Annotated in this window: 19 protein-coding genes and 1 pseudogene; 5 read left to right on the plus strand and 15 right to left on the minus strand. The window is 67.3% G+C overall.

The genetic code is table 11. The features are described 5' to 3' along the window. Nucleotides 1-39 precede the first annotated feature (39 nt). From IW252_RS03435 to IW252_RS03505, 15 genes and pseudogenes are all read right to left on the minus strand, one after another. Nucleotides 40-540: a GNAT family N-acetyltransferase gene (locus IW252_RS03435; protein ID WP_196835287.1), complete on the minus strand. Its 501-nt coding sequence runs from the start codon at nucleotides 538-540 to the stop codon at nucleotides 40-42. Beyond that, on the minus strand, nucleotides 530-1,306 hold the full coding sequence (locus tag IW252_RS03440; protein WP_196835288.1) for an inositol monophosphatase family protein: 777 nt from the start codon (nucleotides 1,304-1,306) through the stop codon (nucleotides 530-532). The genes IW252_RS03435 and IW252_RS03440 overlap by 11 nt, the downstream gene beginning before the upstream one ends. Then, on the minus strand, nucleotides 1,303-3,579 hold the full coding sequence (ligA, locus tag IW252_RS03445) for an NAD-dependent DNA ligase LigA (RefSeq protein WP_196835289.1): 2,277 nt from the start codon (nucleotides 3,577-3,579) through the stop codon (nucleotides 1,303-1,305). Before ligA ends, IW252_RS03440 begins: the two co-directional genes overlap by 4 nt. 9 nt (nucleotides 3,580-3,588) lie before the next feature. Beyond that, the gene (locus IW252_RS03450; RefSeq protein WP_196835290.1) at nucleotides 3,589-4,293 is read right to left on the minus strand and encodes a hypothetical protein; all 705 of its coding nucleotides are present in this window, start codon (nucleotides 4,291-4,293) and stop codon (nucleotides 3,589-3,591) included. Next, nucleotides 4,290-5,909, minus strand: coding sequence for a serine/threonine-protein kinase (locus IW252_RS03455; RefSeq protein WP_196835291.1), 1,620 nt, complete (start codon nucleotides 5,907-5,909; stop codon nucleotides 4,290-4,292). Before IW252_RS03455 ends, IW252_RS03450 begins: the two co-directional genes overlap by 4 nt. After that, nucleotides 5,906-7,618 carry an FHA domain-containing protein gene (locus tag IW252_RS13700; protein ID WP_196835292.1) on the minus strand — a complete coding sequence of 571 codons (1,713 nt, stop codon included), beginning with the start codon at nucleotides 7,616-7,618 and terminating at the stop codon, nucleotides 5,906-5,908. The genes IW252_RS03455 and IW252_RS13700 overlap by 4 nt, the downstream gene beginning before the upstream one ends. Further along, nucleotides 7,615-8,463 carry a PP2C family protein-serine/threonine phosphatase gene (locus tag IW252_RS03465; RefSeq protein WP_196835293.1) on the minus strand — a complete coding sequence of 283 codons (849 nt, stop codon included), beginning with the start codon at nucleotides 8,461-8,463 and terminating at the stop codon, nucleotides 7,615-7,617. The genes IW252_RS13700 and IW252_RS03465 overlap by 4 nt, the downstream gene beginning before the upstream one ends. After that, complete coding sequence (locus IW252_RS03470; RefSeq protein ID WP_196835294.1) at nucleotides 8,460-9,644, minus strand: RDD family protein; 1,185 nt, start codon at nucleotides 9,642-9,644, stop codon at nucleotides 8,460-8,462. The genes IW252_RS03465 and IW252_RS03470 overlap by 4 nt, the downstream gene beginning before the upstream one ends. 3 nt (nucleotides 9,645-9,647) lie before the next feature. Further along, nucleotides 9,648-12,077: a transglutaminase family protein gene (locus IW252_RS03475; protein WP_196835295.1), complete on the minus strand. Its 2,430-nt coding sequence runs from the start codon at nucleotides 12,075-12,077 to the stop codon at nucleotides 9,648-9,650. Then, on the minus strand, nucleotides 12,074-13,423 hold the full coding sequence (locus IW252_RS03480; RefSeq protein WP_196835296.1) for a DUF58 domain-containing protein: 1,350 nt from the start codon (nucleotides 13,421-13,423) through the stop codon (nucleotides 12,074-12,076). The genes IW252_RS03475 and IW252_RS03480 overlap by 4 nt, the downstream gene beginning before the upstream one ends. Before the next feature lie 188 nt (nucleotides 13,424-13,611). Further along, nucleotides 13,612-14,571: pseudogene (locus IW252_RS03485) on the minus strand (AAA family ATPase); the annotation flags it as partial. Between the two features lie 234 nt (nucleotides 14,572-14,805). Further along, nucleotides 14,806-16,080, minus strand: coding sequence for an adenylate/guanylate cyclase domain-containing protein (locus tag IW252_RS03490; protein WP_231365886.1), 1,275 nt, complete (start codon nucleotides 16,078-16,080; stop codon nucleotides 14,806-14,808). After that, nucleotides 16,073-16,654: a PH domain-containing protein gene (locus tag IW252_RS03495; RefSeq protein WP_196835298.1), complete on the minus strand. Its 582-nt coding sequence runs from the start codon at nucleotides 16,652-16,654 to the stop codon at nucleotides 16,073-16,075. Before IW252_RS03495 ends, IW252_RS03490 begins: the two co-directional genes overlap by 8 nt. 70 nt (nucleotides 16,655-16,724) lie before the next feature. Next, the gene (locus IW252_RS03500; protein WP_196835299.1) at nucleotides 16,725-17,582 is read right to left on the minus strand and encodes a biotin--[acetyl-CoA-carboxylase] ligase; all 858 of its coding nucleotides are present in this window, start codon (nucleotides 17,580-17,582) and stop codon (nucleotides 16,725-16,727) included. Between the two features lie 3 nt (nucleotides 17,583-17,585). Further along, complete coding sequence (locus tag IW252_RS03505; RefSeq protein ID WP_196835300.1) at nucleotides 17,586-18,470, minus strand: SDR family oxidoreductase; 885 nt, start codon at nucleotides 18,468-18,470, stop codon at nucleotides 17,586-17,588. 289 nt (nucleotides 18,471-18,759) lie between these two features. Between IW252_RS03505 and IW252_RS03510 the strand changes: the two genes are divergently transcribed. The 5 genes from IW252_RS03510 to IW252_RS03530 all read left to right on the plus strand — a co-directional run bounded on the left by IW252_RS03510 (nucleotide 18,760) and on the right by IW252_RS03530 (nucleotide 24,760). Beyond that, nucleotides 18,760-20,355, plus strand: a complete 1,596-nt coding sequence (locus IW252_RS03510) for an acyl-CoA carboxylase subunit beta (protein ID WP_196835301.1) — start codon at nucleotides 18,760-18,762, stop codon at nucleotides 20,353-20,355. 10 nt (nucleotides 20,356-20,365) lie between these two features. After that, nucleotides 20,366-20,617, plus strand: coding sequence for an acyl-CoA carboxylase epsilon subunit (locus IW252_RS03515; RefSeq protein ID WP_196835302.1), 252 nt, complete (start codon nucleotides 20,366-20,368; stop codon nucleotides 20,615-20,617). A gap of 52 nt (nucleotides 20,618-20,669) precedes the next feature. Beyond that, the gene (locus tag IW252_RS03520; RefSeq protein WP_196835303.1) at nucleotides 20,670-22,382 is read left to right on the plus strand and encodes a DUF885 domain-containing protein; all 1,713 of its coding nucleotides are present in this window, start codon (nucleotides 20,670-20,672) and stop codon (nucleotides 22,380-22,382) included. Between the two features lie 167 nt (nucleotides 22,383-22,549). Then, the gene (locus tag IW252_RS03525; protein WP_196837075.1) at nucleotides 22,550-23,932 is read left to right on the plus strand and encodes a dicarboxylate/amino acid:cation symporter; all 1,383 of its coding nucleotides are present in this window, start codon (nucleotides 22,550-22,552) and stop codon (nucleotides 23,930-23,932) included. A 153-nt stretch (nucleotides 23,933-24,085) separates the two neighbouring features. Then, nucleotides 24,086-24,760 (plus strand): TetR/AcrR family transcriptional regulator, encoded by a 675-nt coding sequence (locus IW252_RS03530; protein ID WP_196835304.1) that lies wholly within the window; start codon nucleotides 24,086-24,088, stop codon nucleotides 24,758-24,760. Nucleotides 24,761-24,777: the final 17 nt, after the last annotated feature.

A 24,777-nucleotide genomic window follows, 5' to 3' on the forward strand; every position in this document is an offset into this window, starting at 1 on the left:
GAAGTGGGCTGATTCGCGCCGGGCCGTGCTCGCGTGGGACTAGACGTCCTTGGTGTAAACCACCAGCGGCGCCCCGTTGCTGGGGACGAACCAGTCTCGCTCGGGCACGTGGGTGAAGCCCTCCGACTCGTAGAGCGCCCGGGCCGGCGCCCAACTGCCGCCCGTCGTCAGCGCCAGCCGCGCCACGGCGTCGTCCTGCTCGCCCAGCGCGACGACGGCGCGCACCAATGCGCGTCCCGATCCGCTGCGCTGGATGTGCGGGTCCACCGCCAGCATGCGCATCTCCAACTCGTCATCGCGGCAGATGTCCGCGTACTTCGAGCCCGGGCGGATCACGGAAATCGACGCGATCAGCTGACCGTCACGCTCAGCCACGAAGAGCTCCGCGTGCTGGGCGCGATCGGCAGTATCCGCAATGAAATCGAAGTAGGTGGAATCCGGGTCGAAATACCCGGTCGCGCGATACGCGGCGAGCGTGACGCGAGTAATTCCCTCAAAGTCTTCGGTAGTTGCGGGGCGGATGACGATCTCAGTCGGCAAGGTGTTGGGCTCTCACTCTGTCAAAGTTGATGAACCCGGCAGCCGCCCACGCCGGGTAGGTTTCCGGACGCATGACGGGCACGCCCGCTTCCTCGGCGATGAGCATCGCGGCGGACCAGTCATGGAGGTGGGTGCCGAATTCGGCGTAAGCATCCAGCGTACCGTCGGCCACGAGGCACACATCGAGCGCTGCGGAGCCCAGGCGCCGCATGTTGGCGAAGCCCGGCATGAGCGCCCCCAGGGCGGCGACTTGCCCGACGTGCCGCTGGTGGGAGTATCCGAATCCGGTCGCGATGAGGGGGCCATCCGTCTGACGATCCGGCCCTGACAAGCGCTGAGGCGGGCCCGCGGCGTCGGCCCGATAGGCCCCCGTGCCGCGGGCGGCGTAGTACTCGAGGCCGAGTGCCGGGGCGTTGACGGATGCCGCGAGCCAGGTTCCCTCGGCATCGCGGACGGCGACCGATGTGGCGTAATAGACAATTCCGCGCACAAAGTTCGTGGTCCCATCCAGAGGATCGATGGACCATTCGGTCCCGGAGGGCTCCTCCGGTTCGGTGTGCCCGTACTCTTCGCCCGTGATCGCGTCGTGCGGGCGCGCCGCGGCAATCACCTCGCGGACGGCTTGCTCTGCCCGGCGGTCAAACTCCGTGACCCAATCTCCGCCGTCGGACTTCGTCTGTGTCCGCGGCCGGCCGGCGCGTTCGGCCAGCACCGCGGCGCCCGCTGCCGCGGCAGCCCGGGCCACTTCGAGCAATTCGACGCTCATTCCGCGCCCTCCTCGCCGATCAGTAGGTCATCGGTCACGGACTCGGGGCCGCCGGCCAGAAGGACTCGGAACCCGTCCTCATCCAGCACTGGAACACCCAGCGAGAGGGCCTTATCCAGCTTCGACCCAGCGGCGGAGCCGGCCACGACGTAGCTCGTTTTCTTGGAGACCGAGCTGGTGGCCTTGCCGCCGCGCGTGATGATCGCTTCCTTCGCCTCGTCGCGGCTGAAGTTCGGCAGGGTTCCGGTCACCACGATGGATAGCCCCGTGAGCGTCTTGGGGGCCGAGGCGTCTTGGGCATCGGCCATCACGACGCCGCTCTCCCGCCACCGCTGGACGATCCGCTGGTGCCACTCCACGTTGAACCAGTCGACCAAGGAGTTGGCGATGATGGAGCCAACGCCATCGACTTCGGCGAGGTCCTCGCGGGCGGTCTCGGCACGCACGGCCTCCTCGATGGCCTCCATGGTCCCGTAGCGGACGGCGAGCGCGCGGGAGGCGTTCGGTCCCACGTGCCGGATGGACAGGGCCACGAGTACTCGCCACAGGGGCTGCTCCTTGGCCTTTTCCAGCTCTTGAAAGAGCCGCTGCGTGTTGGCGGTCGGCGCCGAAGGTTTCTTGGCCGTGCCCTTCGTGTAGAAGTACGGGACCAGTTCCCAGCGACCCGTTTCCTCGCCTCGGGTGCGCTTCTGGCGCCACACCATCACGTCCGCCAGCTTCTCCCGCAGCGACTCGTCCACGTTTCCCGCCGCCAAGTCGAAGAGGTGCGCCTCATTGGTGATGACGCCGGGACCGGCGGGACGGACCTCGCCATCGTGCTCCGCGGGATCATCCCCCGGTCCAGCGGTCAGTGCCTGAGCCGCCTCGTCGCCCAAGGCCTCAATGTCGAAGGCGCCGCGGCCGGCCAGGTGGGCCACCCGCTGGGTGAGTTGGGCGGGGCACGTCTCCGCGTTGGGGCACCGAATATCGACGTCGCCCTCCTTGGCCGGGCGCAACGCGGTGCCACACGAGGGGCAGCGGGCGGGCATCACGAAGTCCCGGAGCTGCTCCTCGCGGCCCTCGCGCAGCGGCAGGACGGGCCCGAGCACCTCGGGGATCACGTCGCCTGCTTTGCGCAGGATGATCGTGTCCCCAATCTTGACGTTCTTCGCCTTGACGACGTCCTGGTTGTGCAGGGTCGCCCGGGACACCGTGGAACCCGCGACCGTGACCGGCTCCATGACCGCATAGGGGGTGACCCTGCCGGTGCGGCCGACGTCGACCCGGATGTCCAACAGCCGAGTGTGCACCTCCTCGGGCGGGTACTTAAAGGCCGCCGCCCAGCGGGGCACGCGCGAGGTGTAGCCCAGCGCACGCTGGATGGCGAACGAATCGGCCTTGACCACAATCCCGTCGATCTCGTGGATCAGCTCGTGACGCTGCGCGCCGAAGCGCTCAATGTAGTCGAACACCTCGGCCTCGGAGGCCAACACCTCCGAGTACGGAGACACGGGCAGGCCCCAGTCGCGCAAGAGGTCGTACGTCTCGTGTTGGCTCGTCGCCGCCAGACCAGTACGCATGCCGATGCCGTGGACGAACATCCGCAGCGGACGCTTGGCGGTCTCCGCCGCGTCTTTTTGCCGCAAGGATCCGGCCGCGGCATTCCGCGGGTTGGCCAACGGCGCCTTGCCCGCGGCAATGAGCTGCTCGTTGTACTCCTCAAAATCAGCCGAGCTGATGAAGATCTCGCCTCTGATCTCCACCTCGTCGGGCCACCCGCGACCGGACAGCTCGGTCGGGATGGTGGCGATGGTGAGCACGTTGTGGGTCACGTCCTCGCCCGTCGTGCCGTCTCCTCGCGTGGCCGCGCGCACGAGGCGCCCATCCCGGTAGAGCAGGTTGACCGCCAGCCCATCGATCTTGACCTCGCACAACCAACGCAACGTCTCCGCCGGGGCTTGCACGGCCGCGTTCTCGCTGGCGCGGGTGAGCCACGTGGAGAGCTCCGAAGTGGAGAACACGTCCTCCAACGAGTACATCCGGCTCAGGTGCTCCACCGGGGAGAACGCCGCCGAGACCTCGCCGCCCACCTCTTGGGTGGGGGAATCGTTGGAGACCAGCTCCGGATGCAGCGTCTCGATCTCGGTCAGTCGCGTGAAAAGCCGATCAAACTCGGCGTCGGAGACTAACGGGGCGTCCTCGTTGTAGTACGCGAAGCGGTACCGCCGCACGTCGTCGACCAGCTGTTCGTATTCAGAGCGCAGTGATTCGTCCACGTCTCCATCCTGCCTCATGGCGCCGCCCTAGTCGTCCGCGCCGATCGTACTCTCCAATAACGTCAGGTCCGCATGGGTGACCAGGTGCGAGGTCACCGCGTGCTCTACCAGCCGCGCCTTGCGATTTGTCGCCAACTTCCCGGCCCCGCCACGCAGGCCGGCGATGCCCGCCTTGTCCAGCTTGTCGCAGACGTTATCCAGCTTGCGATTGAATTTGGTCGTGGCCCAGCCGAGGCGGGCGGCCGCCGCCGCGCTCGAGGGGACGGCGCTCAGCCCGGTGCCATCGCGGCGAAGCATCGGCTCCGCCAGGGCGACCACGAGAGCCCGCTGCGATTCCGTCAGGGTCACCGGGCCAATGGTGGTGGCCCCGTCCGGATCGTCCGCGCTCCACTCCTGCCGGAACGCTGGCTGGTTCATATGCACGCCAAGCTCATACGTCGTCGGACCGGCGGTGAACACCACAGTCGTTTGGCTAAACACCAGGGGCAGTCGCGCGCCCGGGGCCAGCCACGCCTGCAAGCCGCCCGTCTTATCGGAGATGGTCGCCGAGAGCCGCTTGCCGACGTTGGAGAGCCACCAGATCCCGTCATACCGCGCGACCGTGAGGAACTGACGGTGCAGATACGGGTTCTCGTCGACCTCGAGGTCGCCCTCGCGGCCAATCGTAAAGACCTGCTGGTCCCCCACGGGAAACCATTCGCCGCAGAACTCCACCTGCACGTCCGGGGTCATTCGCCCGCCTCCCCGCTCGCGGACGCGTCCCCCGTGCAGTGCCGCACCGGTTCGGAGACCCTACCGTCGTCACGCACCAGCAGGACTTCGATACACGTCGGGCCGTCGGCGCGACGTGGCGTGGTGGCGGCGGCGGCGTCCGTGCGCTGGACCTCCCCCTCCTGGGCCGCGGTCACCGGGGTCCATTGGTAAAAGTCGCCTTGCTGGGGTTCCGGATTGCTCCACGTAAACGTGACGTTCTCCCCCTCAGTGGAGTACTTGAAACCGTCGACCACGGGCACCACACCGCCGATCATGGCGTCGGCCGGGTCATCCTGGCTCCCTAGTGACGGGACGGCCTGCCGCGGATCCTCCTCCGTAGACAAAGCGTTGACGAGGACGGCACCACCGACGATCACCGCCAAGCCCACGATGATGCCCACCAGCGCCTTCGGGAAGCGTTGCCGCTCCACCTGCCCGTCGTCGGCCTCCTGCGCCGCCTCAAAACCGCTCAGCTGCTGGTCTTGCCGGGCCGGCCGCGCCGGCTGGGCCGAACCGGCCGGGGTGAACGACGGCGTCGCCTCCGGGGCGCTCGTTGCCGAGATGGCATGGGTCTCCGCCGGGGCGGGCTGCTCCGCGGTCCACGCGGCACCCCCAGCGCCTCGGGACCGGGCGGCCGTCTGCGCCCCGTCGATCGATTGGACGCTGCGCACCCGCGTGGCCTCGCCGTCGTCCGGGCCGTGCGCCGGATCAGGGTCGATGTGGGCCTCGTCCAGCACCTCGAAAGGCGTCACGCCGAGTCCCAGTTCCGCCTGGATCCGCTGCAAGGCGCGGGCTAGCTGGGCTGCCGATTCGAACCGTGATCCCGGCGATTTGGCCATCGCCACGGCGAGCGCCTGGTTGAGCGAGACCGGCACATCCTGGCGCGTCAAGGGCTCTAAGGGGGCATTGGTAATGCGATGAATGAGCTTCGATTGGGTATTGTCGCCGCCGCGCCGCACAAAGGGTGAATGCCCGGCTAAGAGCGTGTAGATCGTGGCGCCAAGCGAGTAAACATCCATGCGGACGCCATCGGGCTGTCCGCCGGCGAACGCCTCCGGGGCGGACCACGGGATGGACAACCCGGCGTCGTCCGCGGCGGCCCCGGCGGTCCCCGAAATACCGAAATCCGTGAGCGCCGGGCGGTTGTAGTCCGTGGTCAGCACGTTGGCCGGCTTGATGTCCCGGTGAATGATGCCGGCGCGATGAGCGGTTTCCACCGCCGAACTGATCTGGATACCGAGGGTGAGCGCCTCATCCACGCGCAACAGGCTCCGCCGATACCGGGCATCGAGGCCCGGCCTGGAACAGTACTCCATGGCCAGGTAGGAGCGGCCGTCACCGCTAATGTCCGCCTCGTAGATCGTCACAATGTACGGGTGGGTGGACAGCTGGGCCATGAGGTTCGCTTCCGACTCGAAGCGACGGCGGGCGGCCTCCGAGGTCACGTCCGCCAAGAGGACCTTCACGGCGACCTTGCGCCGGGGCCGGTCCTGCTCATAAAGGTAGACGTCGGAGAAACCGCCGGAGCCCAGCGGATTGAGGTAGGTGAACCCGTCAATCGCGGGGGCCGGGGCCGGCGGACGCTTGCCGCTCACGGCAGATCCTCAAAGCGTAGGCTGACACCGTCGCCGAGGTCGGCGATGTCGCCATCGAGCAGCAGCACCGATTCGTTACGTCCTAGCCGGCGCGGGGCCTGCCCGGGCCGGATAAGAACGGTGCCATTGGTGGCGCCGAGATCCACCAAGTCGACGTGCCACCCGTCGACCTTCACTTGGAGATGGGACCGGGAGATGTCTCCGGCCGGGCTGGAGACCTGCATGAGCTTGGGTTGCGCGTCTCCCGAGAATCCGCGGGCGCTCGGCTGACGCCCGAGCACCACCGAACGCACCAAGGGGCACTGATGGGTCCGGGCCCCGCTGCCCTCGATCACGGTCATCTTCCCGAGCGGCGGCCGCATCACCTGATGCGCGTCGCCAGAGAGCGCGGCACCGCACGTTGTACACGTCGTCGCCGTAGGCGGGTTCGCGTGCCCGTCGGCGCAGGCGCGCCCCAGCACAAATTCGCCAGCGTTCGCAGCCGCTGTGGTGTCATGCCCCGTCAGGGTCAATCCGTCGTCGGGCTCCGCGGACGGCACGGGGGTCGGCAGGGCGCTGCGGTGCACCGTCTCGCCGTCGTGATCTCCTTCTTCTACCGGTCCACGGCCGCCCGCAGCGGGCTCGGGCTGCGCCGACGACGCGTGAGGTGCCGACTCGGCAGACGCCGCGCGCGGGGCGTCCCCCGTGCGCCACGGCACCGAATCGATCATGCCGGGGGCGTCGGCAGGAGCCGGCTCCGGTGCCGCGGGCCCGCGCCGTGGAGCGCGCACCACGGGCGATTCGGCCTCCGCTGCGCCGACCGGCGACGCTGAGGATGGCCCGGAGGCAGCGGGATGTGCCGGTACCCCGGCTGGGCGGTTGACCAGAATGGTGTTCGCCTCATCCGGATCATCGGCGTCAGGTTCGCCGCCGGACGCTAGGGAATCGGCCAGGGCGGCAGAGTCCTCGAGGGGCTCACGGGGGCCGAGGATCTCGCCCGCCAAGGAGACTTGCTCCAGCGAGACGTGCTCCCAAGACAACGAATCCACCTCGACGTCGTCAGCTTCCGGGTACGCGGCTGCGGGCTCCAGCGGCAGGGCCACCTCCGAAACAGGTTCCGGCTCCGGCGTGGGTTCGGGCGCGGCGGCAGGGCCCGACGGGGGCTGCGCCTCGGGCACTGGCTCGGCCGGTGACTCGTCCTCCGGTGCTGGCTGCTCCTCCGCCGGCGGCTCGGCGACTTCAGCGTGCGGCGCTGGCTCGGGATGCTGCACGGCCGTTTCCAGAGGCGGCGTACCGGCTTCCGCGACGTCGCGCACCTCCGAAACGCGCACCACGCCCTCGCCAATGGGCAGCCACGCGTCCTGTCCGGCGTCCGGGGACTCCACGTGCCACCCGGCGCCTGCCAAGAACCTGCGCTCATGCCACGTGGCGGCTCCCTCGCCGCTGGTGCTCGAACCTCCGCGCTCGTCCGGCACGCGAATCGTCACGTCGCCTCGCACCACCACATGCGGCGGCGACTGCCGAGCAATGATGGCAAAATCTGGCAAGCGAGAGATCTGCATCTTGTACGCGCTGAGAATCGCCGAGAGGAGTGACTCCACCGTCGCCTCGGCCATCTGTTCCCACAGCTGCACGAGCAGATCGCCCTCAGCCTCGGCCGGCAGCACGACGACGTGGCGGTGCGTCACGAGGGCCCACCGATCACCGGGGCGATAGTGAACGGCCGTCATGACGTGACCTCCTCGCGTTTAGTCTCCGAGACGCCGACGGGTTCGGTCTGGTTCTCATCCTCTGCGTTGGCGCGAGGCATCGTGTCGGCGACATCGTCGTCGCCGTGTTCAAGGGCAGCGTCCGCGACGATGACGGTGATATTGTCCCGCCCGCCGGCGCGCAGCCCGGCGTCGATCAGTGCATCGACGGCCGCCTGCGGGTCCGCCGTCGTGGCCGCGATCTCCTTGAGCACGTCATCCCGCACCTCGCCGGAGAGCCCGTCCGAGCACACCAGCAATCGATCGCCGTCGGAGACCGGCAACAACCAAAAGTCGGCGCGGCTGTCGTCCCCCGTGCCCAGGGCCCGGGTAATGACGTGCCGTCGCGGGTGCCACACGGCCTCCGCGGCGGTAATCTCGCCGCGGTCCAACAGGAGCTGGACCTCGGAGTGATCCACGGTGATCTGTTCAAGCACCCCGGCCGCTAGACGATAGGTTCGCGAATCGCCCACGTTGAACACGAGCCAGTACGGTTGCCCGTCTTGGTAGACGACGGCGGCACCGGTCACCGTGGTTCCGGCCCGTTCCGATGCGGCCACCCGGATGGCACGATCGGCCTCACGCATGAGCGTCTGGACCTGCTCGGCGTCGAACCGTCCCCCGGCCTGCTGGTGCCCCTCGGCCAGCGTCTGCACGCACACGCGGCTGGCCACCTCGCCCGCCTCGTGTCCGCCCATGCCATCGGCCACAGCGAAGAGGGTGTCCGTGGACAAGTACGAGTCTTCATTGAGCTCGCGGCGCAGGCCGCGGTCAGTTCCTTGACCGCGGCTAATCCGTACGGGGTGTTCCGTCGTCGCTTCGCTCACGCGCGCTCGACCTTGAAGTAGCGATCTCCCATATACACAGTCTCCCCCATACTGGCCTGCATGGGCTGACCCGCCGTCAGTTGCCGGCGATTGCCGCCCGCGTCGGTGATGGCGGAACCGTTCGTTGAATTGCGGTCCGTGACCCAAATCCCGCTGGTGCTGGCCTGCACCAACACGTGAGTCTTGGACATGGATCGGCCAATGTCCGCCATCGAGAGCGTGTCCGCGATCTCCTCGCCCTCCGCGGCTGCGGGATTGCGCCCGATGAGCAGCGACTCGTCCAGCACATGGACTTGACCGTCGTCGAAGACAAGCCGCGCCCGCACGCTGGCCGCCTCGCGGAACTGGGTGTGCTCGACGTCGTCGTCGGGGTGGAAGGGCTCCTCGTGAACCACCGGCTCGGCCGGCTCGGCGCGGACCGGCTCGACCGGCGCCTCGGGGATATTCCGCTGGGCACGCGCCGTGGCGGAAGGCTGTGCCGGCCGGGCGTCTTGCGGGCTCGGCACCGCGTCAGCGGGCTGCCCAGAAGGGGCCTGCTGTGCCGGGCGCTGCGGGGCGGGTGCGGCCACTTGCGGCTCCGGAACGGAGTTGATCACCCCGGTGAATCCCGCGTCCGCGTCCTGGGGGCTGCCGGGGTAAGCCGGTGCCGTCGGTAGGTAACCGGGGGCGAAACTCTCGGGGCCAAACAAACCACCCGTGGTCAAGGGATCGCGTCCGGCGCGCACATCCATGACCAGTGTGCGCGCCATCTTGTCGTGCCACCCCTGACGCTGGTGGTTCGGGTCCCACACGTTGGACACCACCATCAGCACCGGGCCAAGAACGGGCACCACGTTGGCGACGCCGATCAACAGCCGCCTGATGATCGTCTTACCCCAACCCGGGGCGAAGCCGTCCTCATTGGCCGTTCGCAACCCCATGAGGACGTTGCCCACCGTCTTGCCGCTGGTCGCCTCCCACCACCACAGGAAGACGCCGTAACCGAGGCAGATGACGAGGTAGAGAACGTAAGAACCCATCATTTGGCCGATGACCTCGGGAGCGGCCGCCACTTGCGCCAACTGCGGGGCCAAGACGGCGCCAAAGATGATCGACACGATCATCACGGGCACCGAATCCAGTAGCCACGCGCCCAGTCGCTTGCCCGCGGAGGCGTTGACCAGATTCATCACTTTGGCCACTAGTTACTCCTTCGATGGTTTCTCGTTTACTTTACGGACGGGCCGGGCCTCTCCGCTAGATCGGCCTAGCCAGCCCGGCAGCTTCCCCCACCGACTGCGCTGCGCAGGCCCACGGGCTGCCCGGCGCGCTGCCGCCTGCGCCGCGGCGTCGTGCATCAAGGACCGGGGCGAGTACTTGGCCTTCAGCCGTTGCCAGAAGGTGGCCGACGAGGACAGTGCCTCGGCCTGCCGGTCCACGGCCGCCCAGTAGTCTGCCACTTCCTGCTCCGTGACCTCGCCCGCGGCGAACGTCGAGCGGTCGGCGCGGTCGGCGAGGTCTACCACGGCAACGGCCGAGGAGCCCAGCGAGTCCGTCAGCACGCGCGCGTTCTCGCGGCGCGTCGCCCCCGGCACGGAGACGATGCCGTAGTCCGTGGCCTGGCTGAGGACCTCTTGCCACCCTCCGCTCACACGGTCTCCTGCCGATCCCCCTTGGAAACGACGGCGGCGCCGGCGCAGCTTCAGGGCCAGGATCAGCAGGAAGGGAGCCAGCAGGATGAGCAGCGATCCTAAGGAGATCGCCACGGCGATGATGACCGTGCCCCAGCGCTCCCAGAACGTCAGGTCTTCTTCCTCAACGTCTTGCGGCTCGGGGGCGGTCTCCGGGGGAAGGTCCGGCTCTTCCTGCGCGGGGGGCGGCGGCTGCAACACCTGCGGCTGCGGTACCGCCTTGGGCTCCTGCTCCGGGGGCGTCGGCTGCTCATCGTCGTCGGGCGTGGGATTAAACGCCACCCACCCGATGTTTTCGAAGGCGATCTCCACCCACGCGTGGACGTCGGAGCCCGTGATCTCCACCGTCGCCGATTCGTTGTATTCCTCCGGGTAGAAGCCCATGACCACCCGAGCGGGCATGCCCTGCTCGCGGGCCATCAGCGCCATCGCCGTCGCGTACTGTTCGTCATCGCCGATCATGTCCTCGGCGTCGAGCAGACTCGTGATCCGTCCGGCGCCATGGCCAGAGAGGGAAGGGACCTGACCTTCGGCCCCATTGGAGAAGTATCCGGAGGTGCTGAGCACCGTTTCGAGGCTGCGCGCCCGGTCGAGGGGGCCCTGAGCTGCCCCCACGTACTCCACGGCTTTCGCCGCGGCCATCGGCGGGACATTCGCCAGGTCCGGCATCCGCAGCTGGGAGAACTCGGCTTCCGAGAGCACCTCATCGCTGGGGGTGACGGGAAACTGCACGTGTGCGGTATAGCGATCGCCCTGCGCCAAGCCCGTGGCGCTGAGAGCCGTCTCGGCCTCGTCGCTATAGAACAGCGACCGAGCCAAATCGCCCTGGCTGTCCTCAGGAACCTCCACCCCGTTGAGCTTGCCGCCGGCCGGAACCCAGACGCCGTCGTACTCTTCGATGGTGATCTCGAGCTCGCCGGCAGCCCGCGTCGCCTCGCCCTCGGCGGAACGGATGGTGGACGAGTCTCCCACGGGGGCAAAATTGCCGCCCGAGCTCGGGTCCACCGTGAACACCATGCCGTTATATGAGTCCAGGGCAGCCAGCCGGACGCGCCGCCCCTCAGGCAAGCCTTTCACGGTCAGGAGCGTCTCATCCGCCATGGTTTTGACGTACTTCCGGAAGCTCGTCAACGGACTCGGGTATTCGTACAGGTCAACGGGCGGCTCGACGGCGTCGCGCAGCACCTTTCGCGGGGTGTCCGGGCTAATCAAGGGGGCGGCCACGGCGGTCACGCCGCTCGCCACGACGAGGACGACGGCGCCGATCGCCACGCGCCGGATCAAACCGTCCCGCACGCCCCGCGCGTCGTCGTCCGCGTGATTAAGTGAGCGGAAACCCTCCCGGACGATGCGCCCCACGTACCGACGCCAGGCGAGCCACGCAACGATCAGCGCCACGAAGACGCCGCCGCGCAGCAGCGGCACGGGCACGTCTTGGGTCCCGAAGACAATCCCGATGACAAACATGGCCAAGAGCGGCAGCAAGGTCCAGAAGGGCGAACGCAATCGCCACGCCATCATGCCCGCGAGCACACTCGTGACCAAGGCGGACAGGAAGGCGACGATCAGCACGCCGCCGTACGCGCCGACGGGCGGCGAGACGGTGAGCATGTCTTTCCACGCCAGCACCACACCCGCGAGCAGCGTGCGCAGCGATTCCAGCGTGGGGATCACGCCGTAGAGCGCCTCCCGGGGCGTCGCCAGAGGCGTGCCGAGCAGGACGTAGAGGAGGATGAACAGCGCGATCGTTCGCCATGCGCCCCACCGGAACCGCACGGAGACCCACGCGAGGCCGAGACCAGCGACGATGCCACCGACGCCAGCCAAGACAAAGAACACGCTGCCGCCGTAGGCGTCGCTGAGGCCGAGGACGGCTAGCCACAGGGCCGCGCCCAAGCAGGCGGCATCGACGGCGTAGCGCCACAGGGGAAGATGGGTTCTCATGCGGCAGCCCTCCTGAGCAGCACGCCGAGTTCGTCCAAGTTGCCGAGGGTCAGCACGGTGAGGTCCCCAATGTTGTTGCGGGCGGCGTTCAGCCCGTGTCCACACCGGATAGCGATGGCGCGCACGCCGAGCGGGATATGCATGCTGGCCTGCCGCATCTGCCGAGCGTTGGTCTTGGCCCCGGTAATAATGAACACCACGGACGCGGTGGGTACCGTCTCCGCCGTGGTGCGGGTGAGGTTGACGACGCTACGGCGCGGCATGAGTCGGCTCTGAACCCGAGTCAACCCGTCCATCATGTTGCGCCCGGTATCGGTCCGGATCGGCCCGGATTGGCTCAGCACGGAGAACTTGCGCTGCTCGGTGGCCGCTTGGAGCCCAATGGATGCGGCCACGGAGACCGCGAGCTCAAAATCCTCGGGTGCTTGCTCGAGGTCGTCCCCGTACTCGCCGAGGTTGAGGGACAGGGCAATGGCCAGATGGCTGCGCCGCGTCTCTTCGAATTGGCGCACCATAAGTTCGCCCGTACGCGCGCTGGACTTCCAGTGGATGTGCCGGCGGTCATCACCCGCCTCATACTCACGCAGGGCGTGAAAGGACACGTCCGAGTTGGACAAATCCGACGTCGGCATGCCCTCGAGATCGCGGATGAAACCGGAGCTGGACCCATCCAGAGCGGTGGTTTTGGGGTGCACGTAGAGCTCGTACTCGTCACTCCAACGCACCTGGCGCCGCAAGAGGCCGAAGGGGTCCTGACGCACGGAGCGCACGGGGCCCACGTCCAAGACGGCGCGGCGCTTGGTGGGGATGGTGAAGAGGTCTTCGTGCTCGGCCCCGGGGCCCAAGCGCGGCACTCTAAATTCGGCGACGGCGGCGCCCACTGGCAACTCCATGGTGGTGCCGAAGGTGGCGCGCTTGGACGGGTTCTTCACCACCATGGCGCCCACCGCCCGGTCCCCGACGGCCACGCGAGTGCGGTGGAGGTCGAGGGCGACGTCGTACTCGCTCTTGCCCACGATGAATCCGATGGCGATGACGAGCAGGAGCGTGCCCATGGCCGCGCCAAGGCTCGCCTCGAGCCAGCCGAAGGCCGCGCCGAGGACCCACAGCGTGAGGGCGGTGCCCGCGATGGCGAAGCCCAGCGGGGACACGACGCGCGCCAAGGGCGCGACGTACCGCTCGAACAGGTCGCCGGCGCGTTCGGTCGCCGGACGCGCGTACTCACGCGCCACATCGACGCCCTCGCTCACCGCGGTGGCCGAGCGCGCGGCGTGAGCGCTCAGCGCGGCCCGGCGGCCAGAGCGCTCGGCAGCACGGCGGGAGCGGCGGTTCTCCCCGTCCCTCATGCCTGGCCGGCGTCCCCGCGCTCGTGGGTCTGCGGCTTCAGGATGGTCTCGTCGTCGTCCGGATCCCCCGTCGCAGCGTGGGCGTCCGTGTTCATGCGGTTGGAGGCGTACCGCTCGTCAGCGTGGCTGCCGGTCGTGGTGACGGGCTCGGGCACCGGAGTCGACGCAGCGGCCGAGGCCGTGGCTCCCCGCTGGGTGGGGGCCGGAACGGTCCGCACGACGTCGGCGAGCACCTTCTCGGCCGTTGCTCCCGTGAATTCGGCCTCCGGGTCCAGCACCAAACGGTGCGTGAAGACGTGCGGCGCCAATTCCTTGACGTCATCGGGCAATACGTAGTTGCGTCCCTCGGACGCCGCCCAAATCTTGGCCGCCCGGATCATGGCGAGGGCACCACGCACCGAGACGCCTAACCGGGTTTCTTCTGCCGAGCGCGTGGCCTCGCAGAGCTGGGCGACGTAGTCGAGGATCGCGTGATCGACGTGCACGGTGGTCGCCAAATCGGCCATATCCGCGACCGCTTCTGTCGTGATGATTGGCATGAGCGCTTGGGATCGGTCCCGCTGCGAGCTTCCGGACAGCAGCTCAACCGTCGCGGCACGGTCCGGGTAGCCGATCGACGTTTTGATGAGGAACCGGTCGAGCTGAGCCTCCGGTAGCCGGTAGGTGCCCGCCTGCTCGATGGGATTCTGCGTGGCGATCACCATGAAAGGCCGCGATTGGGGGTACGTCACCCCGTCGATCGTGACGCGCCCCTCCTCCATCACCTCGAGCAGCGCGGACTGGGTCTTGGGCGAGGCACGGTTGATCTCATCGGCGAGTACGAGATTGGCAAAAATGGGGCCCCGATGGAACTCGAAATCCTGGGTCTTCTGATCGAAGATCGTGATGCCGGTGACGTCCGAGGGCAGCAGGTCAGGGGTGAACTGAATACGCGAATTGGTGCCTTTGACGGTCGCGGCCAGCGAACGGGCCAGCATCGTTTTGCCCGTGCCTGGGGCGTCCTCGAGCAGGACGTGGCCCTCGGCCAACATGGCCGTCAGGACCAGCTTCACAACGTCCTGTTTGCCCAGCACGGCCTTGCTCACGTTGTTGACGAGCTTGCCGAAGGTCTCGGAAAACCACGCTGCCTGCTCATTCGTCATCGTCATAGTGCTACTGCTTTCTCGTCGCGTCGTTCCAGATTATTGCAGGTCATTGGATTTAACGACCCTCTCGAGAGCAACGGCGGTACCCCCTCCGAGTGACCACCCGCGCGTGAGAAGTCTAGGCGAAAGAGAAATCTGTTGCGATGGGGAGAAGTCACCATGACGCGCCGGCGAGCCCCCGGCGATTCGGGACACCGCGAAAGCGACGACACCGTGGACAAAAACGGCGGGTGGAAATTAGTCGATGACGAGCGAACCGCCCTCGCCGTGGGCGAGGTCGAAAGGATTGATGTCGCCGAAGCCGCGCACCGAGGTGGCCTCCAACTCCTGCACCACAAAGCGGGCGTCATCTTTGAGGGTGGCCGCGGTGAGCGCATCGGTCAGGATTTGCCCGGGCTCGGCCAGGGCCGTCAGCCGCGCGGCAAGGTTGACGGTGGGCCCGTATATATCGCCCAGCCGGGAGAGCACCCGCCCCCACACTACGGAGACGCGGGCCGCGGGCAGGGCCTCATCCGCATTCAGTTCCTGGGCCAAGGTCAGTGCGATCTGCGCACCCGCCTGCGGCGTCTCCGCGACAAACAACACTTCATCGCCGATGGTTTTCACAAGCCGGCCGCCGCCCACCGAGATGATTTCCGCGGCCTTGTTCTCGAAGCGCTGCACCAACTGCGCAAGGGTGCGCTCATTCATCCGCCGCGAAAGCGAGGTATAGGAGACGAGGTCGGCGAAACCCACGGCCCGCGCCAACGGCAGCGGCGCATCGTCATCGTTCCCCGAGACCACTCCGGCTTGAGACCGGGCGCCCAGACGCTGGATCGCCGCATTGAGGTTGCGGCGCCACGTGTAGACGAGCAGTTCCTCGATGGGAGCGATCAGCTCCGGCAGCAACTCCACCATTTTCCGCCGTGCCTCGGGATCGCTGAGCCCCTGGTTCTGGATCATGTCCTCCACCAGGGCCTCGATCTGCCAGACGACCATCCGATCGGTCATCTGCCCGATGGACCGCGTCACCGAAATCGCTGCTTCTTCCGTGAGCGTCTCGGAGCGAACATTGTCCACGATGGTCAGCAGTGCCTGCAGGTCATTCTGCGTGAACGCGACGTCTTCTTCGCCGTGATTTGGAAAGCCCAGCGCGCGCCACAGCTTGCGGGCGCTATGCAGCGAGATGCCGGCCTTCTGGGCCACTTCTCGGCGCTTCATGGTGCGTTCGCCGCCGATGAGCCGCGCCTCGAGGCTGCGCGTGGAGGCCTTCACCTGCTGACGCTTAATGGCATCAACGAGCGGGAGGGCGCGCGTGATGGGACCAGGATCCGTGGGTAAATCTGCGTGGCTGAGAATGGCGTCCACATCAATCCGGTACGGATCATCAAAGTCCGGTGCCGTGCCGGCCTCGTAACGCGACTTCTCCGGGAAGGTCAGCTCGACGTCGACGCGCGGCATCTCCTGCGTCTGGGACGTGGGCTCCTGCGGTGCCGGCTCGTCAGAACCTGGCTCGTGATGCTGCTCAGACATGGAGGGGGCCTTGCTGGGCTGGGGCGGACCACCTGATGGCCTGCTCCGCCCCGAAATCTGCGCCATCGAACATGACGCTGCGCGGCAGATCCTCGATCGCGTCCAGCGTGAGTTCACGCAGCTTGTGGACTGACGGAACGTTCTTCAGCGTGGTCTCCCCATTGGCGGTCAACAGCATGAGGTGGCCCGCTTGCACGGAGCGCTGGGCCACAGATTGGCGGACAACAAGTTCACGAATCAGCACGAGGGGTAGTTCCCGCAGGGACCGTGCCGAAACGCCCGTGCGGATCACGACGCGTCGATTTGTCAGGTAGTACCAGGTGCGCGCCCACCGCAGGTACGGCCGGACGCTCCACCCGAGCATCAGCAATCCCCCGATGACGAACACGGCCGCAGTCAGCAGCGGTGTCAGGTCCGCCGCCCACGCCGCCACGTCCTCGCGGCCCAGCCAGCCCAACCCGAACCCGGAGGCCCCAACGACGAGGAACAGGAGGATGACGGGCCGAACCAGCACGCGGCGGTGCTGGCGGGTCTTCACGATGACCCGCTCGTCGTCGCCGAGCTTGATGCGCATGGTTCTTCCTCCTCCCTGATGACGCCTACCCCTCTAGTCTAGTCAGGGCCCCTTGCGCCGGTCAGCTTCGCTACGCATACCCGCCCTGTGAGCGGCGCACGTGGACGACGTCGGCCGCATGCAGGACGCGCCGCTCGCCGGCAACGGTGCGCACGTCGAGGCCACCGTCGAGGGCTAGGCCCGTCGCGGTTGCCTCGAGCGCTTCGCCCCCGGGCAGCTCTGCCTTGATGTCCACCCCGATGGTCGCCATGCGCGCGGCGACGCGGTCGCGCAACCCCGAGCGCTCCACCGTCCCTGCGGCCAAGAGCCTCGAGTACTCCCGGTCGACCGCGGCGAGATAGTCGCACGCGACGGCGTCCAGCGAGGCCGCGTACCCCGCCGCCGTCAGGCTCGTGGCGGTCGGCACGGGCAATTCTTGGGCGCTGACGTTGACGTTGATCCCAGCGCCGACGACGACCGCGGTCCGTTGGTCGGCGGCAACCGGCGGCACCAACTGCGCGAGCAGGCCAGCGACCTTCCGCCACGGCCCGCCGTCGGGCGAGGCAATCAGGACATCGTTCGGCCACTTCACGGCGGCGTTGACGCCGCGCGCCTCGAGGGCACTCACCAAGCTGAGGGCGCACAGCATCGAGAGCCACCCGTAGGCACCGTCCTCGAATCGCTCCGGAGCAAACTTGATGGACACCGCGAGAGAACTGCGCGCCGGCGCGGACCAGCCGCGGCCGAGGCGCCCCTTGCCCTGACTCTGATGCGTCGCGATCAGCGCACTGCGATCCCCCGCGGTGGAATCGGCGACGAGATCGGCGTTGGTTGACCCCGTTTCCTCGACGACGTCGATCCGGCTGTAGGGCCCGGCGGGCGCGCGCAAGGCGTCAAAAGCCGCGGAATCAAGTGCGGCACGCCGCGGCGAGGGGTCTGCGGTAGTCATGGACTACACGGTAGCCGGGCCACCTGACAAGAAGATATCCGGTAGCAGAGGACCGCCTGAGTGGTAGGCGCTGAAGTCCGTCACTCCGTCCTCAGCGAGGACCTGCTCGTCCGTGAAGAAATTCCCCGTCACCTCGCCTGAGGATCGGCCGAGGAGGCTGATGGCGGCGTCGGCTACCACCTGTGGCGAACGCGAGGCCGCGGCCATCCGCGCCCCGTCGGGCAGGGCGCGGATCGCCGCCGTGTCGATCAGCGTCGCCGGCCACAACGAATTCACGCCGATCCCGTCACCGCGCAGCTCCTCGGCGAGGCCCAGCGTCGTCATGCTCATCCCGTACTTGGCCATGGTGTAGGCCAAGTGTTTGCCAGCCCATTGGGGGTCCAAGGTCCCGTCGGGACCGCTGGCGATGGGCGGCGAGAGCGTGAGGATGTGGGGGTTGCGGCCAGCCCGGGCCGAATCACGTAGGTGCGGCAGGGCCAGCTTCGACAGGAGGAAGGTCCCGCGCACGTTGATGTCCTGCATCAGGTCGTAACGCTTCATCTCCACCGCGTCCGTCGTCGACAGATCGATGGCAGAGGCGTTATTAACGACGACGTCGATGCCCCCGAACGCGTCGACCGTGGCGGCGACGGCGGCGGCGACGTCGTCGTCATGACGCACGTCCCCCACCACCGGCAGCGCGCGGCCGCCGGCCGCCTCCACGGCCTCTGCGGCGGTGTAGACGGTGCCTTCGAGCTGGGGGTGCGGCTCAGCCGTTTTGGCCAGCAGCGCGATGTTTGCTCCGTGACGGGCCGCGGCGCAGGCGATCGCGAGCCCAATGCCGCGACTTCCGCCGCTCATGATCAGGGTGCGTCCAGCCAGCGCGGGCGTGGGGGTGTTCTCACTCATGCCGATCAGCGTAACGCGGATCACACCAAAAAGTTACCCGCCAGTAGCGTTTCCAGCGCCGGTCGCCGAGGCGCGCGCCGCGAACATTGCCCGCGTTTTTGTAGGCTTCCTACAGCCACACCGCAGCCCTAGCTCACTAGACTTGCCAGAGTGGGCGCTTGGATTGTGTTGTTCCTACAGTGCGAATCTCAGGAAAGCCCGCGCGCCGTCGGGGTGACGGGCGGGCCACGCCCCACCCCAACCGGCAGCCCCGCATGACCCGTAGGACGAGTGAAGGAGCCCTCGAAGGATGAGCGACGCCGCAGCGATCGATCTAAACACCACGGCTGGCAAGATCGCCGAATTCCGCCGTCGCCAGGCAGAAGCGATGCTCCCCTCCGGCCCTGAAGCCGTCGAGAAGCAGCACGCCCGCGGGAGGAACACCGCACGCGAGCGCATCGAGATGCTGCTAGACCAGGGCTCGTTCGTCGAGTTTGATGCCCTCGCCGTCCACCGCACCACCGCCTTCGGCATGGGCAAGCGCCACCCCCTCGGCGACGGGCTAGTCTCCGGCTACGGCACCGTCGATGGCCGCCCAGTGGCCGTCTACTCGCAGGATTTCACCGTCTTCGGCGGCTCGCTGTCCAAGGTCAATGGGGAAAAAATTGTCAAGGTCCAAGAGTTCGCCCTGCGCAACGGCTGCCCCGTGATCGGCATTAACGACGGTGGCGGCGCACGCATCCAGGAGGGCGTAGCCTCCCTCGCCATGTTCGCGGACATCTTCCGCAACAACGTCCACGCGTCCGGCGTGATCCCGCAGATCTCCGTCATCATGGGCCCCTGCGCGGGCGGCGCGGCGTATTCACCCGCGCTGACGGACTACGTGATCATGGTGGACAAGACCAGCCACATGTTCATTACCGGGCCGGATGTCATCAAGACCGTCACGGGCGAGGACGTGGACATGGAGACGCTCGGCGGGGCCCGCCAGCACAACGCCACCACCGGCACCGCCAGCTACCTGGCCTCGGATGAGACGGATGCGTTCGAATTTGTCCGGGACCTGCTGGACCACCTGCCGTCCAATAACCTCGCCGAGGCCCCACAGCTGGAGTTCACCGATGAGCCGGAACTCACCGAGGATGACCTGGCGCTGGACGCTCTCATCCCGGATTCGGCCAACCAGCCCTATGACATGCGCACCGTCATCGAGCACGTGGTTGACGACGGCGAATTCCTCGAGATGCAGGCGCTCTACGCGCCCAACGTGATCATCGGATACGCACGCGTCGAGGGACGCTCCGTGGGCATCGTCGCCAATCAGCCCCTGCAGTTCGCGGGCACGCTGGACATCGCCGCCTCGGAAAAGGCCGCTCGTTTCGTGCGAAATTGCGACGCCTTCGACATTCCGATCCTGACCCTCGTCGATGTTCCGGGCTTCCTCCCCGGCAAAGACCAGGAATTCCAAGGCATCATCCGCCGCGGCGCGAAGCTGCTCTACGCCTACGCCGAGGCCACCGTCCCCAAGCTCACCGTGATCACGCGCAAGGCCTACGGGGGCGCGTACATTGTCATGGGTTCGAAGAAGCTCGGGGCCGACATCAACCTCGCCTGGCCCACGGCACAGATTGGCGTGATGGGCGCCCAAGGCGCCGTCAACATTCTCTACCGCCGCGACTTGGCACAGGTCGAAGCCGAAGGCGGCGACGTAGAGGCCAAGCGAACCGAAATCATTGAGGGATACGAGGCAGAGCTGCTCAACCCGTACCAAGCGGCTGAGCTCGGCTACGTGGACGCGGTCATTGCCCCCAGCGAGACGCGCCTGCAGATCATCCGCGGCCTGCGCGCCACCCGGGACAAGCACGCCTCGATCCCGGCCAAGAAGCACGGCAACATTCCGCTGTAAGGAGCCGGGCATGAGCGAATCATCAGGAGAAAACCCCACGACGACGACCGCCGAGGCGGCCCCTCACGCCTTCGAGGTCACCCGCGGCCAGCCCACGGCCGAGGAGCTGGCCGCGTTGGCCGCCGTCGTCCTCTCCGCGGCTGCCTCCGGCGAGGAAACATCCCGAACCGGGCGGACCCGCAAAGACACGATCAGGACGCGAGTGCGGGATAGCCGCCGCATGGTCTCGATGCCGGGGGCGTGGCGCAGCGGCCGGTTCTAGCCCGCTGCCGCAGCAGTGACCGCAGTGGCCCCGCTCACGATAGGCTCGGGCCATGACTGTCACCACCGAGACGCCGAGCCGTGCCTCGTCCCGCATTGATGCCGTCGCCAACGAGTACTACGACCAACTGCTCCGCCTGCACCCCGAGTTCGCCACCATGCTGGGGCTGGAGGGCCGGGAAAGCGAATACGCCGATTACTCCCCCGCTGGACGTGCCGCGGATGCCGAGGCAGCCCGCCAGGCGCTGGATGCCCTCGAAGGACTTGAGCCGGTCGACGCCGTCGACGCCGTCACGCTGGATGCGCTGCGTGAGCGGCTCGGACTGGAGCTGGAAATCCACGCCACGGGGATCACCGAGCTCAATAACTTGGCCTCCCCTGCGCAATCTATCCGCAGCATCTTTGACCTGATGCCCACCGAGACCGTGGAGCAGTGGCAACACGTCAGCACCCGGCTGGCGAACCTCCCCGAAGCGCTCGGCGGGTACACCACCTCACTGCGCACGAGCCGTGATGCAGGTCAGGTCCCGGCCCGCCGGCAAGTGGAGACCGTCATCGGCCAATGCCGTGAGTATGCGGCCGAGGACGGGTACTTCGAGCAACTTGCCCAGAACGCCAGCCCCGCCGAGGGGACGCTGCCCGCCGAATTGCAGGTGGACTTGACCACCAATGCGCGCATCGCCGCCGAGGCGTACGGCACGTTCGCCGACGTTCTCGAGACGGACCTGCTCCCGCACGCGCCGGATCGAGACGCCGTCGGACGCGAGTACTACCAGCTCATGTCGCGCTATTTCCTCGGCGCCACGGTGGACCTCGAGGAAACCTACGCCTGGGGCATTGCCGAACTCACCCGGATCATCCGTCAGCAGCAAGAGGTCGCCCAGGCCGTCCGCCCGGGCGCCAGCGTCGCCGAGGCCAAAGAGATCCTCAACAGCGACCCGGAGCGCACCCTGCACGGCACGGACGCGTTGCGGACATGGATGCAGGACCTCTCTGACACCGCACTGAAGGCCCTGCAGGACGTGCACTTTGACATTCCGGCGCCGATGGACCGGATTGAGTGCATGATCGCCCCGACCCAAGAGGGTGGGGTCTACTACACCGGCCCGTCGGATGACTTCTCCCGCCCAGGCCGCATGTGGTGGTCCGTCCCAGCCGGTGAAGAAGACTTCACCACGTGGGCCGAGACGACGACGGTCTACCACGAGGGCGTGCCGGGCCACCACCTCCAAATTGCCACGCAAACGCGGCTCAAAGACACGCTCAACAATTGGCGCCGCAACGTGTCCTTCACCTCCGGGCACGCCGAGGGATGGGCGCTCTACGCCGAGCAGCTAATGCTGGAGCTGGGTTTCCTCTCCGACCCGGGCGATCACCTCGGCATGCTGGACATGCAGCGGATGCGCGCAGCGCGCGTGGTCTTCGATCTGGGGGTGCACCTGGAGTTGGACCTGCCCGCGGACTGGGACGCGGAGCTCATGGGCGCTGGCGCGCCGGGTCAAACGTGGGATCCGGAGCTGGGCTATGCCTTCCTCAGTCAGCACCTCGACATCTCCCCCGGGCAGCTCAACTTTGAGTTCATCCGCTACTTGGGGTGGCCGGGACAGGCGCCGTCGTACAAGATCGGCCAGCGGCTCTGGGAAGAAATTCGCGCCGAGCGGCAGCGCCGCGAAGGCGAGGACTTTGATCTGAAGGCCTTCCACACCGAGGCTCTCGCCGTCGGCTCGGTGGGCCTCGATACGCTGCGCAACGCCCTCCTCGGTTAAGCGCGCCTCGCGGGTGGGCAAGCCCTCCGCCCCACCCGCGAGGTGATGCTGGGCACATGAGTGTCACAAAGCGCCATAGAGGCTTCATCTTCTTGGCGTGGGACACTTAGTCTCTCTCGGTGACCACTCAACCTTCTGCTTCAACGAAACCCCGCCTGCCCCGCTGGATGACAGCGTTTGGCCCGCAGGTCATCGCCGCGCTCGTCGTCGGCGTGGTCCTGGGCCTCATCGCGAAGGCCACCGGCAGCACCGCCGACGACCCCAACGCGCTGGGCCAGACCCTGCAAATCATTGGCTCGTCCTATGTGTCCCTGCTGCGCACCGCGGTGATCCCGCTGATTTTCTTTGCGATCATCGCCTCGATCGCCAACCTCTCGCAGGTCTCTAACGCCGCTCGGCTCGCGTGGAAGACCCTGCTGTGGTTCATGATCACCGCGCTCATTGCCGTGGTGATCGGCATCGCCTTGGGCACTATTTTCCAGCCAGGCGTCGGCACCGGTCAGGAAACCCCCGCCGGTTACGAGGGCGGCACGGGCAGCTGGCTCGGGTTCCTGCAGGGCCTCATCCCGGCCAACTACCTCGGCCTCGACGTGTCCGCCGGGTTCTCCGCCGATGAGCAGTCCGTGTCCACGCGCGTGAACTTCAACGTCCTGCAGATCATCGTCGTGGCCATCGCCGTCGGTATTGCCGCGCTCAAGGTGGGCGCGGCGGCCGACCCGTTCCTCAGCTTCGCCCGCTCCACGCTGGCCATCATTCAGAAGGTCCTGTGGTGGATCATCCGCTTGGCCCCGCTGGGAACGATCGGCTTGCTGGGCAACGCCACCGCGACGTATGGCTGGGACACCATTGGGGCCCTCGGCCAATACACGCTGGCCATCTACGTCGGCCTCGCCGCCGTGCTCTTCATCGTCTACCCCATCCTGCTGAAGGTCAGCGGCCTGTCCTTCCGCAAGTACTTTGCGGGCGCCTGGCCGGCGATACAGCTGGCTTTCGTGTCCCGGTCTTCGGTAGGGACCCTGCCGCTGAGCCAGCGAGTCACCGAGCGCAACTTGGGGGTGCCGAGCGGCTACGCCTCCTTCGCGGTGCCGCTCGGCGCCACCACCAAGATGGACGGCTGCGCGGCCATCTATCCCGCCATCTCTGCCATCTTCGTGGCACAGTTCTTCAACGTTGATCTGAACATCATTCACTACCTGCTGATCGTGTTGGTCTCGGTCATCGGTTCCGCGGCGACCGCGGGCACGACCGGCGCGACCGTGATGCTGACGCTGACCCTCACCACGGTGGGCTTGCCCCTCGAGGGCGTGGCTCTGTTGCTCGCCGTCGACCCGATCTTGGATATGGGCCGCACGGCCGTGAACGTCGCCGGACAGATCCTGGTTCCCACCATCGTCGCCAAGCGCGAGGGCCTTCTGGACGAAGACGTGTACAACGCATCCAACCCCCTCGACCCGTTTGAGGACGACGCCGCCGCGGACACGGCTGATGCTGCCGACGGCGTGCGCGCCGACGAGGACGAGGCGCGTGACCTGAGTCAGTCGCGCGCGTAAATTCATCGCCGCGCTTCACCCCGCAGCCGATGGCTGCTGATCGACCCACTGGGCCGGTACTGCACTGCAGTGCCGGCCCAGTGGTATGAGATGGGTCTCACTGACTACCCATGAATTGCACAGCGTGCAAAGTTGCACGTAGTGTAATTCTTTGTGACCACTCCACCGCACTCCGTCTCCCGCCGCGAGCAAAACAAAGCAGCCACCCGCGCCGCCATCGTTGAGGCGGCGCTGGACCTCGTCCGCCGAGCCCCCACCGAGCCGGTCACGGCCGAGAGCATTGCCGAAGCGGCCAACATCTCCCGGCGGACGTTCTTTAACTACTTCAGTTCGGTCGAAGCCGCCCTCAACGTTCCGCTCGACGACTTCCTGGAGTCCGCCGTGGCGCACCTTGCCACCGGGCCGGAGAGCTTGCCCGCCGCCGAGGCGGCCATCCGGGCGCTGCGAGAGAGTTTCACCCCCGAGCGCCTCGAGCCCGTCGCCGAGCTGTTCTTGCTCGCCCAGACGAATCCGCAGCTCTCCCGGATGCAAATGGAATCGTGGAACGACTGCGCCGAGCGCGTCGTCGACTTCCTGCGCACTGCGGCGCCCGATGCTCCAGCCCTCGCGTCGGCCGCCTTTGCCCACGCCGTCGTGGGCGTCGGCCGGGCCGCTTTCCTGCACTGGGGGCAACGGTTCGACGACGCCGCGGTGCTCGACTCGGCTCCACCGAGTGCTCACCGCTTCCGCCCCGATCACGAGGCCACCGAGGAGCTCCACGAGCTCCTCCTAGAGGCCATGACCCAATTGCGGGACGGCTTTAGCGCCCTACAAACCCGCGCCCAATAACCCACCCCCTCTGCTCT

The organism is Zhihengliuella flava (assembly GCF_015751895.1).
Lineage (GTDB): Bacteria > Actinomycetota > Actinomycetes > Actinomycetales > Micrococcaceae > Zhihengliuella > Zhihengliuella flava.

Coding starts and splice junctions, on each gene's coding strand:
- IW252_RS03440 (WP_196835288.1), bottom strand. CDS start 1,306: ATGAGCGTCGAATTGCTCGAAGTGGCCCGGGCTGCCGCGGCAGCGGGC.
- ligA (WP_196835289.1), bottom strand. CDS start 3,579: ATGAGGCAGGATGGAGACGTGGACGAATCACTGCGCTCTGAATACGAA.
- IW252_RS03450 (WP_196835290.1), bottom strand. CDS start 4,293: ATGACCCCGGACGTGCAGGTGGAGTTCTGCGGCGAATGGTTTCCCGTG.
- IW252_RS13700 (WP_196835292.1), bottom strand. CDS start 7,618: ATGACGGCCGTTCACTATCGCCCCGGTGATCGGTGGGCCCTCGTGACG.
- IW252_RS03475 (WP_196835295.1), bottom strand. CDS start 12,077: ATGAGAACCCATCTTCCCCTGTGGCGCTACGCCGTCGATGCCGCCTGC.
- IW252_RS03480 (WP_196835296.1), bottom strand. CDS start 13,423: ATGAGGGACGGGGAGAACCGCCGCTCCCGCCGTGCTGCCGAGCGCTCT.
- IW252_RS03490 (WP_231365886.1), bottom strand. CDS start 16,080: ATGTCTGAGCAGCATCACGAGCCAGGTTCTGACGAGCCGGCACCGCAG.
- IW252_RS03495 (WP_196835298.1), bottom strand. CDS start 16,654: ATGCGCATCAAGCTCGGCGACGACGAGCGGGTCATCGTGAAGACCCGC.
- IW252_RS03500 (WP_196835299.1), bottom strand. CDS start 17,582: ATGACTACCGCAGACCCCTCGCCGCGGCGTGCCGCACTTGATTCCGCG.
- IW252_RS03505 (WP_196835300.1), bottom strand. CDS start 18,470: ATGAGTGAGAACACCCCCACGCCCGCGCTGGCTGGACGCACCCTGATC.
- IW252_RS03510 (WP_196835301.1), top strand. CDS start 18,760: ATGAGCGACGCCGCAGCGATCGATCTAAACACCACGGCTGGCAAGATC.
- IW252_RS03515 (WP_196835302.1), top strand. CDS start 20,366: ATGAGCGAATCATCAGGAGAAAACCCCACGACGACGACCGCCGAGGCG.
- IW252_RS03520 (WP_196835303.1), top strand. CDS start 20,670: ATGACTGTCACCACCGAGACGCCGAGCCGTGCCTCGTCCCGCATTGAT.
- IW252_RS03525 (WP_196837075.1), top strand. CDS start 22,550: ATGACAGCGTTTGGCCCGCAGGTCATCGCCGCGCTCGTCGTCGGCGTG.